General features: G+C 58.8%; 11 protein-coding genes. 8 read left to right on the top strand and 3 right to left on the bottom strand.

Annotated elements, in window-relative coordinates:
- Window positions 1–32 precede the first annotated feature (32 nt).
- The 8 genes from ACZ5A6_RS11630 to fdhD all read left to right on the top strand — a co-directional run bounded on the left by ACZ5A6_RS11630 (window position 33) and on the right by fdhD (window position 9,087).
- The gene (locus ACZ5A6_RS11630; protein ID WP_003516742.1) at window positions 33–2,249 is read left to right on the top strand and encodes a primosomal protein N'; all 2,217 of its coding nucleotides are present in this window, start codon (window positions 33–35) and stop codon (window positions 2,247–2,249) included.
- A gap of 77 nt (window positions 2,250–2,326) precedes the next feature.
- A complete protein-coding gene (locus ACZ5A6_RS11625) occupies window positions 2,327–2,713 on the top strand; it encodes an AGROH133_08824 family phage infection protein (protein WP_019566060.1) in 387 nt (128 codons plus the stop codon).
- A 261-nt stretch (window positions 2,714–2,974) separates the two neighbouring features.
- On the top strand, window positions 2,975–3,541 hold the full coding sequence (locus ACZ5A6_RS11620; RefSeq protein WP_173739219.1) for a F0F1 ATP synthase subunit delta: 567 nt from the start codon (window positions 2,975–2,977) through the stop codon (window positions 3,539–3,541).
- Window positions 3,541–5,070, top strand: a complete 1,530-nt coding sequence (gene atpA, locus ACZ5A6_RS11615; RefSeq protein ID WP_003516747.1) for a F0F1 ATP synthase subunit alpha — start codon at window positions 3,541–3,543, stop codon at window positions 5,068–5,070. The genes ACZ5A6_RS11620 and atpA overlap by 1 nt, the downstream gene beginning before the upstream one ends.
- Before the next feature lie 30 nt (window positions 5,071–5,100).
- Entirely contained in the window at window positions 5,101–5,979 is an 879-nt protein-coding gene (locus ACZ5A6_RS11610; RefSeq protein ID WP_003516748.1) for a F0F1 ATP synthase subunit gamma, read from the top strand.
- 23 nt (window positions 5,980–6,002) lie between these two features.
- Complete coding sequence (gene atpD, locus ACZ5A6_RS11605) at window positions 6,003–7,457, top strand: F0F1 ATP synthase subunit beta (protein ID WP_003516750.1); 1,455 nt, start codon at window positions 6,003–6,005, stop codon at window positions 7,455–7,457.
- A gap of 127 nt (window positions 7,458–7,584) precedes the next feature.
- Entirely contained in the window at window positions 7,585–7,995 is a 411-nt protein-coding gene (locus ACZ5A6_RS11600; RefSeq protein WP_003516751.1) for a F0F1 ATP synthase subunit epsilon, read from the top strand.
- A gap of 276 nt (window positions 7,996–8,271) precedes the next feature.
- Window positions 8,272–9,087 (top strand): formate dehydrogenase accessory sulfurtransferase FdhD, encoded by an 816-nt coding sequence (fdhD, locus tag ACZ5A6_RS11595; protein WP_121556811.1) that lies wholly within the window; start codon window positions 8,272–8,274, stop codon window positions 9,085–9,087.
- A 43-nt stretch (window positions 9,088–9,130) separates the two neighbouring features.
- Here the strand turns inward: fdhD and ACZ5A6_RS11590 are convergent, their stop codons facing one another.
- The 3 genes from ACZ5A6_RS11590 to ACZ5A6_RS11580 form a co-directional block, all read right to left on the bottom strand.
- On the bottom strand, window positions 9,131–10,903 hold the full coding sequence (locus tag ACZ5A6_RS11590) for a methyl-accepting chemotaxis protein (RefSeq protein ID WP_419460506.1): 1,773 nt from the start codon (window positions 10,901–10,903) through the stop codon (window positions 9,131–9,133).
- Window positions 10,904–11,275: 372 nt separating this feature from the next.
- Window positions 11,276–11,752 carry a chemotaxis protein CheW gene (locus tag ACZ5A6_RS11585; protein WP_003504949.1) on the bottom strand — a complete coding sequence of 159 codons (477 nt, stop codon included), beginning with the start codon at window positions 11,750–11,752 and terminating at the stop codon, window positions 11,276–11,278.
- A 167-nt stretch (window positions 11,753–11,919) separates the two neighbouring features.
- Window positions 11,920–16,080 carry a translocation/assembly module TamB domain-containing protein gene (locus ACZ5A6_RS11580; RefSeq protein WP_464110944.1) on the bottom strand — a complete coding sequence of 1,387 codons (4,161 nt, stop codon included), beginning with the start codon at window positions 16,078–16,080 and terminating at the stop codon, window positions 11,920–11,922.
- Window positions 16,081–16,118 lie beyond the last annotated feature (38 nt).

The raw sequence follows: 16,118 nt of genomic DNA, 5'->3' as shown, positions 1-16,118 counted from the left end.
TTTTCATTCCGCCGGGGCATGTTCGCCACATCATGGCAAAAGATTCGTCCGATCTGTTTGGGGCTCTGTTCGACCCGCCGTCGCTCACGCGCACGGTGCCCGTTCTCGTGCCGATGCCGGCGCCTGGACCCTACAGTTATGCCGTGCCTGACGATATGGTGGTGGAGACCGGCTCCATCGTTCAGGTGCCGCTTGGACCACGGCAGGTCTTCGGCGTGGTGTGGGACGATGCAGGAGAGAAGAGCGTCGATCCGAAAAAGCTGCGGCCCATCACCAAGAGTTTCGAGTGCCCGCCGCTGAAAGCGGAAATGCGGCGCTTCATCGACTGGGTTGCCGCTTACACGCTTTCTCCGCCCGGCCTTGTGGCGCGCATGGCCCTACGCGCGCCCGCCGCCTTCGATCCCGAACCCATGATCGAGGGGCTGCGGCTGACCGAAGGCAGGCCGGAGCGGCTTACTCCCGCGCGCGAGAGAGTGATGGAGCTGGCGGCCGAGGGCCATGGCTGGACGAAGAGTGGCCTTGCCCATGCCGCCGGCGTTTCTACCAGCGTTGTCGATGGTCTGGTCAAGCAGGGCGTATTCGAGACGGTTTTTCTGCCCGCGCCGCCCGTTGTGGCCGAGCCTGATCCTGACTATGCCGAGCCGCGACTGGAAGGCCCGCAGAAACAGGCGGCATCGGAAATTCTCGAGGATGTGCGCAAGGGTGGTTTCCATGTTTCACTGATTGATGGTGTGACCGGCTCCGGCAAAACCGAGGTCTATTTCGAGGCGGTGGCGGAAACGCTGCGACAAGGCAAGCAGGTCCTCATACTGTTGCCGGAAATCGCGCTGACGGCGGCCTTCCTGGATCGCTTTCACGACCGCTTCGGCGCCAAGCCGGCGGAATGGCATTCTGACCTGTCGCCGCGCATGCGCGAAAAGGTCTGGCGACAGGCGGTGACGGGTGAGGTGAAGGTGGTCGCCGGCGCGCGCTCGGCGCTGTTCCTTCCCTTCGACAATCTCGGCCTCATCATCGTTGATGAGGAGCATGACCCGGCCTACAAGCAGGAAGACCGCGTCTTTTACAATGCCCGCGACATGGCGGTCGTCAGAGCCCGGATCGGGGATTTCCCGGTGGTGCTGGTCTCCGCCACGCCGTCAGTGGAAAGCCAGGTCAACGGCAGTTCTGGCCGCTATAATACCATCCATCTGCATACGCGCTTCGGCGATGCGGCGATGCCCGATCTGCATCTGATCGATATGCGTCGCCATCCGCCGGAAAGGGGAGGGTTTCTTTCGCCGGTTCTCCTGCGCGGCATCGGCAAAACCATCGAAAAGGGCGAGCAGTCCCTGCTCTTTCTCAATCGTCGCGGTTACGCGCCGCTGACGCTCTGCCGGGTCTGCGGTCACCGTTTCCAGTGCCCGCAATGTTCGAGCTGGCTGGTGGAGCACCGGTTCCGCAATCAACTGCAATGCCACCAGTGCGGTCACAACGAGCCGACGCCGGACCATTGCCCGGAATGCGGCACCTTCGATCATCTGGTGGCCTGCGGGCCGGGGGTAGAGCGGATCGCCGAGGAGGTGGAGAAACACTTTCCCGAGGCCCGCACCATCGTGCTCTCCTCTGACCTGATGGGCGTCAAGCGGCTGCGTCTGGAGCTGGAGGCGATCGTCAAGGGAGAGGCGGACATCGTCATCGGCACGCAGCTGGTTGCCAAGGGGCACAACTTCCCCCTTATGACGCTTGTCGGTATTGTCGACGCCGATCTCGGGCTTGCCAATGGCGATCCGCGCGCAGCCGAGCGAACGTTCCAGCTGCTCTCGCAGGTGACCGGTCGCGCCGGGCGAACCGGGCTGAAAAGCCACGGCCTGTTGCAAACCTACCAGCCGCAACACCCTGTCATGCAGGCAATCGTGTCCGGCGATGCATCTGCCTTTTACGAAAGGGAGATCGTGGAGCGGGAAAAAGCCGTTCTTCCGCCTTTCGGACGGCTTGCCTCAATCATCGTTTCCGCCGATACGCGTGCGGAGGCCGAAACCCATGCGCGGGGTTTAAGGGCAGCAGCACCGCAGGTTACGGGTATCATGCTGCTCGGCCCGGCGGAAGCGCCGCTGGCGCTTATCCGTGGCCGGCATCGTTTTCGCCTGCTGGTGCATGGGCGGCGCAATTCCGACATGCAATCCTTCCTTCGAACGCTTCTGGCCAATGGCCCGAAGGAACGCGGCAGCGTGCATGTGCAGCTCGATATCGATCCGCAAAGTTTCCTTTGAACTTTATCAATGGGGACGTTTTCCCGCTGTCATGACCGTGTCATAACGCAGCAGGCAAAAATGATTTGGGGAACGAGATGGAGTTTTATTTTCCCGCCGAATTCGGCGAGCAGCTGGCCTTCGGCGCTGCGGTGGTGTCGGTCGTGATCGGCCTCTTTTTCATGTTTGCACCAGGCGTTACTCTGCGTGCCTTCGGTCTGCAGGCGATCGGCGAGCGCCGGGATGGTTACGCGCTTGTGCGCTCGTCGCTTGCCGGTTTTTATCTCGGCCTCGGTGCTTCCGCGCTGCTTCTGGCACAGCCCATGGTCTATCTCGCCTTCGGTGCGGCTTTCGGTCTCAGCGTGTTCGGCGGCATTCTCTCCATTCTCTCGGATGGAGGCGCAACAGTGCGGAATTTCATACTTCTGGTTGTACACCTTCTGTTGTCTGCACTGTCGTTGAGCTACGTGTTCGGACTGGTCTGAGACGGGCTTTTTGGCTTTTGTGCCGCACCTACGGCGCATCCTGGGCGGAATCGGAAAATTTAAACGCATTCCCCCTTGCCCAAACGGCGCTTTCCGCTATTACGCGTGTTGCGAGTCCCGGCGTCCTATGCTAGACGGACCGCGAAATTGGGAAAAGGCAGGGGGGAATTCCGGTCTTTTTCGGGGAAATTGAAACGATTTCAAGAATTTGATGCGGAGGATCCCCCTCGCTGATGTTCTTGGACGATTAGCAGGGAAAAAGTGCCCGTGGCAGATACCTCCCATGGAACATCCGGTGTAGCCGAAAGGTATGCATCGTCGCTTTTCGAGCTTGCTTTGGAAGCGGGTGCGGTCGAGGCAGTTGGAGCCGATCTGGACAGGTTCGGCGCACTTCTCGATGGAAGTGACGATTTGAAGCGTCTGGTTGCGAGCCCGGTGTTTTCCGCCGAGGATCAGTTCAAGGCAATCACCGCAATCTGCGAGAAGGCCGGTCTTGCCGGTCTTGCTGTCAATTTCCTCAAGGTCGTTGCGAATAACCGCCGTCTGTTTGCCGTTCCCGGCATGATCCGCGCCTATCGCTCCATTGCTGCTGCCCATCGCGGCGAAATTACCGCCGAGGTCACCTCGGCACATGCGCTCGACGAAGCGCAAGAAACTGAACTGAAGGCGGCGCTGAAGAGCGTTACCGGCAAGGATGTGACGGTTTCCGTTACCGTTGATCCTTCGATCCTCGGTGGCCTGATCGTCAAGGTTGGTTCTCGCCAGATCGATACGTCTCTTCGCACCAAACTTTCCACCCTTAAGCTTGCACTGAAAGAGGTTGGCTGATGGATATCCGCGCCGCGGAAATTTCCGCAATTCTGAAAGATCAAATCAAAAATTTCGGCAACGAGGCGGAAGTCTCGGAAGTCGGTCAGGTGCTTTCCGTCGGTGACGGTATCGCCCGCGTCTATGGTCTCGACAATGTTCAGGCCGGCGAAATGGTCGAGTTTCCTGGCGGCGTTCGCGGCATGGCGCTCAACCTCGAAGCCGACAACGTCGGTGTGGTTATCTTCGGTTCCGACCGTGCCATCAAGGAAGGCGACACCGTAAAGCGGACTGGCGCTATCGTTGACGTTCCGGTTGGCCCGGAGCTGCTCGGCCGCGTCGTTGATGCCCTTGGCAACCCGATCGACGGCAAAGGCCCGATCAACGCCGCCAAGCGTTCGCGCGTTGACGTCAAGGCTCCCGGCATCATTCCGCGTAAGTCGGTTCATGAGCCGATGTCGACCGGCCTCAAGGCTATCGACGCCCTCATCCCGGTTGGCCGCGGCCAGCGCGAGCTCGTCATCGGCGACCGCCAGACCGGCAAGACCGCGATCATTCTCGACGCGATCCTGAACCAGAAGGCCATTCACGACAATGGTCCGGAAGGCGACAAGCTTTATTGCGTCTACGTTGCTATCGGCCAGAAGCGTTCGACCGTTGCCCAGTTCGTAAAGGTTCTGGAAGAGCGCGGCGCCCTGCAGTATTCGATCATCATTGCTGCCACGGCTTCCGACCCGGCTCCGATGCAGTACCTTGCACCGTTTGCAGGTTGCGCCATGGGCGAATACTTCCGTGATAACGGCAAGCACGCCCTCATCGGTTATGACGACCTTTCCAAGCAGGCCGTTGCTTACCGTCAGATGTCGCTTCTGCTGCGCCGTCCTCCGGGCCGCGAAGCTTATCCGGGCGACGTCTTCTACCTTCACTCCCGTCTTCTGGAGCGCGCTGCAAAGCTCTCCGACGAAATGGGTGCTGGCTCTCTGACGGCTCTGCCTGTCATCGAAACCCAGGGCAACGACGTTTCGGCCTTCATTCCGACCAACGTGATCTCGATCACCGACGGCCAGATCTTCCTTGAAACTGACCTGTTCTACCAGGGTATCCGTCCGGCCGTTAACGTCGGCCTGTCGGTTTCGCGCGTTGGCTCTGCCGCCCAGATCAAGGCGATGAAGCAGGTCGCCGGTTCGATCAAGGGTGAACTTGCCCAGTATCGCGAAATGGCCGCCTTCGCCCAGTTCGGCTCGGACCTTGACGCTTCCACGCAGCGCCTGCTTAACCGCGGTGCCCGCCTGACCGAGCTTCTGAAGCAGCCGCAGTTCTCTCCGCTCAAGACGGAAGAGCAGGTCGCGGTGATCTTCGCCGGTGTCAACGGTTATCTCGACAAGATCCCGGTCGCGCAGGTCGGCAAGTTCGAGCAGGGTCTGCTCTCCTACCTCCGCTCGGAAGGCAAGGCGATCCTCGACACCATCCGCACGGAAAAGGCAATCAGCGACGATACCAAGAGCAAGCTCAAGGGCGCTCTTGATAGCTTCGCGAAGTCTTTCTCGTAATTAGGGCTCTTTTACTCGGACGGATAACGGATGCCTTCACTAAAGGATCTGAAAAACCGCATTGCCTCCGTAAAGGCGACGCAGAAGATTACCAAGGCGATGAAAATGGTCGCCGCGGCGAAGCTTCGGCGCGCCCAGGAAGCTGCGGAGGCCGCCCGGCCTTATTCGCAGCGCATGGGCGCCGTTCTTGCCAACATCGCCAAGGCGGTCGAGGCGGACGTCGCTCCGGCGCTGATGACCGGCACCGGCAAGGACAACGTGCATCTGCTCGTTGTCTGCACGGCTGAACGTGGTCTTTGCGGCGGTTTCAACTCGCAGATTTCCCGTTTTGCCCGCGATCAAGCCCGCAAGCTGATTTCCGAAGGCAAAACGGTCAAGATCATCACGGTCGGCAAGAAGGGTTACGACAGCCTTCGTCGCGAATTCGCAGCTAATATCATCGAGCGCATCGAACTGCGCGAAGTGAAGAAGGTCGGTTTCGAAAACGCCGACCAGATCGCCAAGAAGGTGATCTCCCTGTTCAATGCGGGTGAATTTGACGTCTGCACGCTGATCTACTCGGAATTCAAGTCCGTCATCAGCCAGATCCCGACCGGTCTGCAGCTTATTCCTGCCGCAGTCCCTGTTGTGGAAGAGGTTGAGGCAACGCAGAGCGCCGTCTACGAATATGAGCCTGATGCGGCTTCTATTCTGGAAGACCTTATTCCGCGCAACATTTCGGTTCAGGTTTTCCGGGCTCTGCTCGAAAACGTTGCCGGTGAAATGGGCGCCAAGATGAGCGCGATGGACAACGCAACGCGCAATGCCGGTGATATGATCAACAAGCTGACGCTTTCCTACAACCGTCAGCGTCAGGCTCAGATCACCAAGGAACTCATTGAAATCATTTCGGGCGCGGAAGCGCTCTGAGGTAAGGAAAGAGGGTAAGGATAATGGCTAAGGCAGCTACCCCCAAGAAAACCGCAGCGGTGAACGGCGCGGGCAAGGTTACCCAGGTTATCGGCGCTGTTGTCGACGTGGCGTTCGAAGGCGAACTGCCTCCGATTCTCAACGCGCTCGAAACCGATAACAACGGCAACCGCCTCGTTCTGGAAGTCGCTCAGCATCTCGGCGAAAACGTCGTACGCACGATCGCCATGGACTCGACCGAAGGTCTCGTCCGTGGTCAGGTCGTCGCTGATACGGGCGCTCCGATCGAGGTTCCGGTCGGTCTGGAAACGCTCGGCCGCATCATGAACGTCATCGGTGAGCCGGTTGACGAAGCAGGTCCGATCGTAACGGCCAAGAAGCGCGCCATCCACCAGGACGCACCGTCTTACGTCGAGCAGTCGACTGAAGGCCAGATCCTCGTTACCGGCATCAAGGTCGTTGACCTTCTGGCTCCTTACGCCAAGGGCGGCAAGATCGGCCTGTTCGGCGGCGCTGGCGTTGGCAAGACGGTTCTCATCATGGAACTGATCAACAACGTCGCCAAGGCGCACGGTGGTTACTCGGTATTCGCCGGCGTGGGTGAGCGTACCCGCGAAGGTAACGACCTCTATCACGAAATGATCGAGTCGAACGTCAACAAGCTTGGCGGCGGCGAAGGTTCCAAGGCAGCTCTCGTTTACGGCCAGATGAACGAACCGCCGGGCGCCCGCGCTCGCGTCGCTCTGACCGGTCTGACGATCGCTGAAAACTTCCGCGACGAAGGCCAGGACGTTCTGTTCTTCGTGGACAACATCTTCCGCTTCACGCAGGCTGGTTCGGAAGTTTCGGCTCTTCTCGGCCGTATTCCTTCGGCTGTGGGCTATCAGCCGACGCTCGCAACCGACATGGGCCAGATGCAGGAACGCATCACCACCACGAACAAGGGTTCGATCACCTCTGTTCAGGCGATTTACGTTCCCGCCGACGACTTGACCGACCCTGCGCCGGCCACTTCGTTCGCGCACCTTGACGCAACGACGGTTCTGTCGCGTTCGATCGCAGAAAAGGGTATTTACCCGGCTGTTGACCCGCTCGACTCCACCTCGCGCATGCTCGACCCGATGATCGTCGGTGAAGAACACTACGAGGTTGCCCGTAAGGTTCAGTCGACCCTGCAGCGCTACAAGTCCCTTCAGGACATCATCGCCATCCTCGGCATGGACGAACTGTCGGAAGAAGACAAGCTGACGGTTGCCCGCGCCCGTAAGATCGAGCGCTTCCTGTCGCAGCCGTTCTTCGTTGCCGAAGTCTTCACCGGTTCACCGGGCAAGCTCGTCGCACTCGAAGACACGATCAAGGGCTTCAAGGGCCTGGTCAACGGCGAATACGACAGCCTGCCGGAAGCAGCTTTCTACATGGTCGGTTCGATGGAAGAAGCCATCGAAAAGGCAAAGAAGCTGACTGCTGAAGCTGCCTGATTATGAATTGGCGGGCGCGTGGTTCGACCACGCGCCTTGCCGACGATGACGGTGAAACCGGAACGGCTTTGCCGGCGTTTTAATAAAAGTCCGTGACGCCCGCGTAATTGAAAAGAAGTGAATAGCCATGGCTGACAGTTTCAAATTCGATCTCGTTTCCCCTGAACGTCTGCTCGTTTCCGAAACGGTTACGGAAGTCGTCATTCCGGCTACGCTGGGTGAGATGACGGTTCTGGCCAATCACGCGCCCACCATGACGACGATCAAGCCGGGCTTGGTGACGGTGAAATTCGCCTCTGGCGAAACCCATAAATACGTCGTTTTCGGTGGTTTTGCCGATATTCTTCCGACAGGTTGCACGCTTCTCGCCGAATCCGCTGTTTCGGCTGACGATATGTCCCCTGACACGCTGCAGAAGCGCATCGATTTGGCCAAGGCCGAAATTCAGGAAGGCAATCATCACCACGAGCATCTGACCAAGCTTGAAAAGCATCTCTACGAACTGACGAACCTGCATGAGGTTCTCGTCGCCGCTTGAAAGCACCGGGCGGGTTCGAAAGAATGACTGTCCACACAATACCCAAAACAGAAAGCGGCCGTTTCGGTCGCTTTTTTGTTTTCGGCCACTGCCTGTTTTCTTAAGCAGGCAGAAAAATCTGAGTTCTCGTTCCAGTAAAAGCGTCTCGGTCCGCTCATTACGTTTGCGGAAATCGATTCCGATTTTCAGGGCGATAGGCTAGACATGAGGGTGAAAAGTAACATCGCTGTTGTCGATCGAGAGCAGACGAGAAGTCATGTTTCTTGTCATGGAGGGATGATCGCCGTGTCGATAGAAGCCAGTTATCGAAGGGTCGCAAGATCCGCGCTGCGACAGGGCGCCCTCAGCACGGGTGAGCGCGCCGTGCCGGAGGAGGTGCCGGTTGCCTTTTCTTACGGCGGCAGCACCCATGCCGTGATGATGGCTAGTCCCGCTGATCTTGTCGATTTCGCCGTCGGCTTCAGCCTGACAGAGGGCATCATATCGGCACGCACAGAAATCCGGGCGATAGAGGTCATTGAAGCCGGGCAGGGTTATGATGTCCAGGTGGATCTGATGGATGCCGAGGCTGATGCCCTGCGGGCGAGACGGCGGCATATGGCAGGTCCGGTTGGTTGCGGTCTGTGCGGGATCGAATCCATAGAACAGGCGGTTCGCGTGGTCCCCGATCTCAGCGGCGTGAGAATGTCGATCCACGGTGATGACATCGTTGCCGCGGTGAAAGCACTGAGCGACGCACAAAGCCTCAACCGCGAAACCAGGGCCGTTCACGGTGCGGGTTTTTATAGTCGTCAAGATGGTTTGCTTGCGGTGCGCGAAGATGTCGGTCGCCACAATGCGCTCGACAAGTTGGCCGGTGCTGTCGTGAATGCCGGTATTTCCGCCAAGACAGGCATTGTTGCCGTCACCAGTCGCCTGTCGGTGGAGATGATTCAGAAGACAGCGATCCTTGGTAGTCCGGTTATGGCAGCAATTTCGGCTCCTACCGCGCTTGCCATCGAAACCGCCGAGAGTGCGGGCATCACGCTTGTTGCGCTGGTGCGGGGTGAAGACTTCGAAATCTTCACCCGTGCGGACCGCGTTATTTTATGATGCCAGTTGCCGGCCGGCATTGGCATCCGGGCTTCGAAGCATACTAAAACTCCGCCCATTCGGGCGCAGCATTTCCGTGAGACCTTGCCGCTGCGTATCGCGGCTGTGGTGCTGTCAGCCTCGTTATTGCAGCGGGTCTTTTATCGGTCGGCTGGGCGGATGATACCTGTCCTTCGCGCGATATTCTGAACTGCCGCAGCAATTCGTGCAGGTTGTCCGCTTCATTGGCGAGGCCGTGGCTGGCGGCAGTGGTTTCTTCCACCATGGCGGCGTTTTTCTGGGTCGCCTGATCCATAACGTTGACGGCCTGGTTGATTTCTCTCAGACCGTTGGCCTGTTCGCGCGAGGCCTCGACGATGGCCGAGACGTTGGCATCGATTTCGCCCATTTGCGATTGAATATCCCGCAGCGCACCGCCGGTTCTGCCAACCAGATCGACGCCATTGGCGACCTGTTCGCGGGAGGTGTTGATGAGGGACTTGATTTCCTTGGCAGCAACGGCGGATCGTTGCGCGAGTTCCCGTACCTCTTGGGCGACCACCGCGAAACCCTTGCCCGCTTCACCGGCACGGGCAGCTTCCACGCCCGCATTCAGCGCCAGAAGATTGGTCTGGAATGCGATGTCGTCAATGACGCCGATGATGTTGGTGATTTCACCGGAGGAGCGCGAAATCGCGTCCATGGCGGAAATTGCCTGCTGAACGACTTCACCGGAATGTTCGGCATGTTCTCTCGTCCGCAACACCAGTTTCCCGGCCTCGCCGGCGCGCTGGCTCGCATCGGTCACGGTGGTGGTGATTTGCTCCAGCGCCGCTGCTGTTTCTTCCAGCGAGGCCGCCTGCTGTTCGGTTCGCTGCGAGAGCTGATCGGCGGCTATGCGGATTTCACCCGAGCCGGATGCGATTGTCGAGGCATTGTGAGCGATCGTCTGCATGGTGGACTGAAGTTTGCCGACCACGCCGTTGAAGTCCTGGCGCAATTTCTCCATGCTGGGCACGAAGCTGCTATCGAGGCGCTGCACCAGGTCACCCTCGGCCAGTGCCTGCAAGGCATCGGCGAGAAGGGTGATGGCGCTCATACGCGGCGTCACGTCGGTTGCGAATTTCACAACCTTCACCACCTTGCCTGTCTCATCCAATACCGGGTTGTAAGCGGCCTGGATCCATATCTCCTTGCCGTTCTTTCCATAACGAACAAATTCGTCTGAGATGAATTCTCCGGATGCCAGCCGCGGCCAGAAATTGGCATAGGCTGGCGATGCTGCATAGGCCGGATCGCAGAACATACGGTGGTGCCGGCCTTCGATTTCCTTGAGGTCGTAGTTGACAGTGGCGCAGAAATTCGGATTGGCGGTAATGATCGTGCCATCCGGCAAAAATTCGATGGTGGCCTGGGAGCGTGAAAGCGCTTCGAGTTTGCCAGCATCTTCTACAGCCTTGATCTTCTTGGCTGTGATGTCGGTCGCTATCTTGACAACCTTATAGGGTTTGCCTGACCTGAAGACGGGGTTGTAGGAGGCCTCGATCCATATGGTCGATCCATCCTTGCGTATGCGGCGATATTCCTTGCCCTGAAATTCGCCGCGCGCAAGAGATTCCCAGAATTCCTGGTATGCGTGCGATGCGACAAATTCCCGGTCGCAGAAGATACGATGATGCTTGCCGACGATCTCCGCGAGATCATAGCCCAGCGTCACACAGAAATTGCTGTTTGCCGTAAGAATATTGCCTTTAAGATCGAATTCTATGACTGCCTGCGATCTGGATATCGCATCGAGCATATTTCGATTGTCTGCGCTTTTCCCTAACCCCAGCATTAACGTCCCCCAAATAGCGGCCTCGGCGCGCGCTGCCGCACAGGAGGTGTGGTCGGCGCCGTATCATGTTGAACAACGAACAGGTTCTGCCCCCAAAGGCAGCAATGCAGGCACTTGCGACTTGTCAGCCTCGGTCAGGTATCGGACCCCGCATGATGTGATGTAGGCGCGGTACTGTTCGTCGGCTTTTAATATTAGATATCTATAATATTAAAATGTTCTTATTTAATAAAAGAGGCGGTCATGAAAACAAAAACCGCCGGGCAGGTGCTCCGGCGGTTTGGTTCAATGGTCAATAGTCTCGTATTTGAGCCTTTGTTCTTAGGTTGCCTAAGAACGCGAACCGGCCGTCATGCAAAGGAATTGCAACGATCAGGCGGCGAGATCTTCCGCTTCGGTTCCCTTGAACATCTTTGCAAGGTTCAGGAAGCAGATCATGCCATGTTCGTTGGCAATGATGCCTTCGGAGTAGGACTTGTCGAAAGAGGCCGAGATTTCCGGAACCGGCTGGACCTGATTTGCCGGGATCGTCAGAATGTCCGAAACGCGATCGACGAGCATGCCGATGACCATGTTGTGCACTTCGGCCACCACGATGGCGCTTCTTTCATTTGCGACGGTGCTTTTCATTCCGAGTTTGTGTGCGAGATCGATGATCGGAATAACCGAACCGCGCAGGTTCATGACGCCGATGACGTCTTTCGGCGCGTGGGGAATGGGCGTTGAAGGCGCCCAGCCGCGAATTTCGCGGATAGTCGTCGTCTTCACGCAGAATTCCTGATCATGCAGGCGGAATGCGATGATTTCGAGCGTCTCGCCGCCAAAGTTGGTAGAGTTTATCATTGCCATCAGAATTCTTCCCAATGCTCGCTGTGGAGGCCAGCGCAAGTGCACCGACACTTGCATATGCGAATTTGGCGTTCTGCCTGGTGCCTGAACAGCCGGAAACAATATTTTCCGCCTTCAATGGAAGATTCGTAGCATGAGATGGTTTCGCAAACCTAAATGCGAAGACTTCAATATTCTTTCTCGTAAAATATACCGGCCGCACCTTCGCCATTACCGCCCGCTTCACCGCGCAGCTTCACGCCGCGCCCGACATCGAGGTTGATGATGGCCTTTGCGCCGGAATCGCCGCTTTGCTGCAGTTCGAGATAGGTTCGCTCGTTGAGATATTTGCCGGCGGAAACGCGGGCCTGGCCTTCCGAATCCGTCGAGATGTCGAGATCGTCGACACCGAGATTGCTTCGGAGCTTGTCGAACAACGAGGTGGAGCGCCCGCCGGCAAGCTGGGCTGCCGCATCCGCCAGCCGCGCGATCTGCAAGGCCGAGAGCTTGGACATGGATTGGCCGAAGATCAGCTGTGCCATAACCTCATCCTGCGGCAGAGCCGGGGTTGAGGAGAAGGCGAATGTCGGGTCGTTGGCATTGCCGGAAACCGCAACGGTGATGGTGGCGGAACCAGCGGTGGACTGCGCCTCCATATCCAGAACCGGCACGAGGCCGCCGCCGAAGGTTATCTTGCCCGTATTGAAATCGAGACGGCGGGTGAGAATTTCGAGCCGTCCACGGCGCATTTCAAAACCGCCGGAGATGACGGGAACAGCCGCCGTACCGCGAATGGTCAGATTGCCGGTCAGTTCTGCGTCGATGCCGCGTCCGCGCACGAAGATGCCGCTTGGTGCGTTTACCTGCAGATCAAGATTGATAGTGGATGAACTGCCACTGCCACCCTGATCGTTGCCGAGTGCCTTTACCTGCGCCCGCACCTGCGGCGGGGCGTTCTTGTGCTTGACGTCGATTTCCGTCAGCGAGGCTGGAAGTTTCTCCGGGATGGTGATGGCGCTTCTGTCCAGCGTCAGCTTGCCGCCAAGCACGGGCGAATTCAGAAGCGGACCCTTCAGCGTCAGCGTGCCGCTCACGATGGTCGTCACCAGCGTGCCATCATTGTAACCGGCGCGGTCCAACGTGATCGTGATGTCGGCTGGAAAGCCCGAACCGCCCGTTATACCGACGCTACCCGTTCCCGAGATCGTTCCGCCGCCGGCAAGCTTTCCCGTCAGCCGGGAGATGATGGCGCGATCACGATCGAAGGTGACCGTTGCTGCCAGCCCGTTGACCGTGAGGTTACGGCGCACATCGGTCAGTCGTGTACCATCGGTGGTGATGCTGCCGGTAACGACAGGCGCGGAAGCGCTGCCGGAAATCTTCACATCGATGGCGGCGGTGCCGTCCACATCGAGGCCCTGTGCTGCGGTTTGTGCGGCAACGGCGGAGAAGGGCAACCTCCCGGAAAAGGCCATGGAAAGCGGGCGGTTACCGGCAATGCCGAGGGAACCGCCGCCGGAAAGCGACATGCCGCCCTGACCGGTTACATTCGTATCGATCTGCAGGGTGCCGCCGGCGAAACGGCCGTTTGCCTTGATGCCGAGCGCTGCAAGCCCTGCCGCACGCGTCTGGGCAACCTCGGCATTCGTCCAGTTCAGATTATAATCGACCGCTGGGTCTGAAGCCGTGCCCTTGGCGCTGACTGTCCCGGATATACTCCCCGCCGCATCCAGCCCGGTGGCGAAGGCATTTGCGAGGTTCGCGGGAAGCGAGCGGATATTGGCGTTGATGTCGAGTGTCGAACCCGCCGTGCCGTTTACCTCGACGCGCCCGTCGCCGGTGATGATAGTCAGACCGGAGATGCGGGCCGTGCCGTTCTCGATCGCAATTGTACTCGGCTTTTCAAGCCGTACGGCAATGCCCTTGGGGGCGGCCGAGAAGGCATCGAGCCGCACGGTCATCGGCGATCCCGCGGTATTGGCACTGCCCTTTACCACGAGCGGCGCATTGTCGTAGCGTCCGTTGACATCGAAGTTGGTGGTCGTGCCGGAATGGCCAATGGTTGCATTCAGCGCCGAAATCGCCGCAGTGCCAGCATTGACGCTGTCGGCGCTGACCTTGCCGTTGATGGCGAGCGCCTGAAGGTCGTCAATGGAGATATCGGCAGCGAGCTTCGAAATAACCGTTGTGCCCTGGCGGATGCTGCCGCCATTCGCCTTTATCGTCGCGGCAATCCGGCCGTTATCGTTACTGAGTACGATGTCGCCGGCAATATCGCCATCTGCCTGTTGCGCGGCAAGTGCCGCCAGCAGGGCCAAGTCCGGGAAATTGAACGAAAGATTGCCAGATGGCAGGAATTGTTGCGAGAATTGCAGCTTCCCGTTCAAGATGTTGCGACCCACTGCCACATGAAGCTCGGGTATTGCCGTGCCGTTTTCTGTCTGCACCACATTGGCGTTGGCGTCGATCTTCTGCCGGTCGAGGCTGCCGCTGGCGGTCAGTTTTGCCTGCGGTGCGGCCGGATCGGCCTTGCCTGCGGCATTGACCTTCAGGGCTTCAAGCTTCCGTCCGGCAAGAGTGGCACTTTCGGAGCTTAAGGTGACATTGAAGTCGGGCGCGGCAAGCGCGCCGCTGGCTTCAATTGCAAAATCGGCAACGCCCTTTGCCTGTGGCGTCAGTTTTTCGAGAGCGGGAAACTTGCCCGTCAGATTGGCGCTCAACGCGTCGTCTTCGAGACTGACATCACCTGTCGCTTCAATTGTTCCGGATTTGACCACGAGGTTCTGAACGCTTGTGCGCCCGCCAATGATCAGGTCGATATCGCCCTGCAAAGCTATGGTGGTATCGAATTTTTCCGCCAGCGCTGGCGGCAGGGTGGCGGGCAACGCGAAGAGCTGCACGCTGGATGTCAGGCGATTGTTCGCGAGGTCGAAACTGCCGTTCAGCGTTCCGCCGACGCTGGCGCTCTCCAGCGTCGCGCCGTCAAAGCCGAGCGTCGAGGAGGTGAGGCTGACCGGCGCCTTGATGGTGACCGGCGCACGCACCAGCCGGTCGATATCCGGGCTGACGAAGGACGATTGTGCCACGGAGAGAATGGTGTCGATGGTGCCGCTGCGATCGGCAATGTTGAGATTGCCGCTCCTGGCCGCCAGCTTGACATCATCAAGCCTACCCTGTGGGAGGGAAAGGCTGCGCAACGATGCCGTGGTGTTGAGATGAGCGGCATCAGCGTTGCCTTTCAGGGAAAGATCAATGCCATTGATGAGGGCCTGGATCTCGCCATTGCTCAGCGGCCAGCGGAAATCCACTGGCCCGGCGGTGCCGATGAGGTTGGCACTAAGATCGTTCTGGCCGTTCGGATCCACGGTGCCCGAGGCAGTCAGCAGCAATGTGCCGGTTTCCAGCGTGCTGCTGCCGATTTCGATGCGGCCCTGTGGTGAGAGCGTGGCGTTTGCATCAAGTTTCGTCTCGCCGGCAAAAAGCTGCCGGAAAGCGGGGGGCAGAAGCAGATCGGGCTGGCCGCCGCCTGCGACCTCGATACGCCGCGTGCCGTCGTCTCCAAGTAGATGGTGGCCGGTGACGTTGAGCACGGGGTTGCCGGCGACGTTGCCGCGCAGAGTGCCGGTCCAGTCAGAAAGCGGACCTTCACCGTTCACATCGATCGCCACGGCGGGTGTGCCCGGAAGCGAGAGCAGCGTGGCCAGAAGCCCGCCCTCGGGCTCCTTCATCTCCGCTTTCAACTTCAAGACATTTTCATTCGGCAGAAACGCGATGTCCGCATTGATGGCAGCGTCCGGCGTGCTCTGCCGGTGGGCGGTGAGCGATAGCCTGATATCGTCCTGCGCGGCCTTGAGATTGCCCTCGGCGGTCAGCTCGAAGTCGCGGCCAAGAAGGGATTGTCCGAGGCTAATATCGGGGAAATCGAAACTGTCGATGTCGATTTCAATCGGCAGGGACGAACTGCCGGAGCTTTTGGTCGATGTTTGCTCAGCGGGAAGCGGTTTGCGATCGACATCAATCGATCCGGCCAACACCCGGTCGGCGTGGAAGGTTCCGGCAAGAAGCGAGAGCGGCGACCAGTCAACGGCGATCTGGTTCACGCGGGCGTAAGGTCCCTGCCGATCCGAAAGGGTGACATTGTCGAGCCGCAGGCGACCGGTCAAAAGACCGCTGGGTGGAGAGATTTCGATTGTCTGGTCGGGCGTGGAAACGAGCGATGAAATCTGCTTTGCGGCAATTCTTGCACCCATCGGGGTAAGACCGACGAACAGAACCGCAAGCAACACCAGCACCACGCCGCAAAGAGCAGCGTAGCCCAGCCATTTCAGCAATCGAATCAACGTTGTCATCAAGCGTAATCTACACTTTGTTGCTAGGGTGTTCGATG

This window comes from Agrobacterium sp. 6Ca8 (assembly GCF_055382765.1).
The sequence above is the reverse complement of the archived record's forward strand: the minus strand, read 5'-3'. Positions and strand labels throughout refer to the sequence as shown.

Bases quoted from the DNA above. Each gene is read 5' to 3' on its own strand.
- ACZ5A6_RS11630 (WP_003516742.1), top strand. From the start codon at position 33: ATGGCAAAAGATTCGTCCGATCTGTTTGGGGCTCTGTTCGACCCGCCG.
- ACZ5A6_RS11625 (WP_019566060.1), top strand. From the start codon at position 2,327: ATGGAGTTTTATTTTCCCGCCGAATTCGGCGAGCAGCTGGCCTTCGGC.
- atpA (WP_003516747.1), top strand. From the start codon at position 3,541: ATGGATATCCGCGCCGCGGAAATTTCCGCAATTCTGAAAGATCAAATC.
- ACZ5A6_RS11610 (WP_003516748.1), top strand. From the start codon at position 5,101: ATGCCTTCACTAAAGGATCTGAAAAACCGCATTGCCTCCGTAAAGGCG.
- atpD (WP_003516750.1), top strand. From the start codon at position 6,003: ATGGCTAAGGCAGCTACCCCCAAGAAAACCGCAGCGGTGAACGGCGCG.
- ACZ5A6_RS11600 (WP_003516751.1), top strand. From the start codon at position 7,585: ATGGCTGACAGTTTCAAATTCGATCTCGTTTCCCCTGAACGTCTGCTC.
- fdhD (WP_121556811.1), top strand. From the start codon at position 8,272: ATGATCGCCGTGTCGATAGAAGCCAGTTATCGAAGGGTCGCAAGATCC.
- ACZ5A6_RS11590 (WP_419460506.1), bottom strand. From the start codon at position 10,903: ATGCTGGGGTTAGGGAAAAGCGCAGACAATCGAAATATGCTCGATGCG.
- ACZ5A6_RS11585 (WP_003504949.1), bottom strand. From the start codon at position 11,752: ATGGCAATGATAAACTCTACCAACTTTGGCGGCGAGACGCTCGAAATC.
- ACZ5A6_RS11580 (WP_464110944.1), bottom strand. From the start codon at position 16,080: ATGACAACGTTGATTCGATTGCTGAAATGGCTGGGCTACGCTGCTCTT.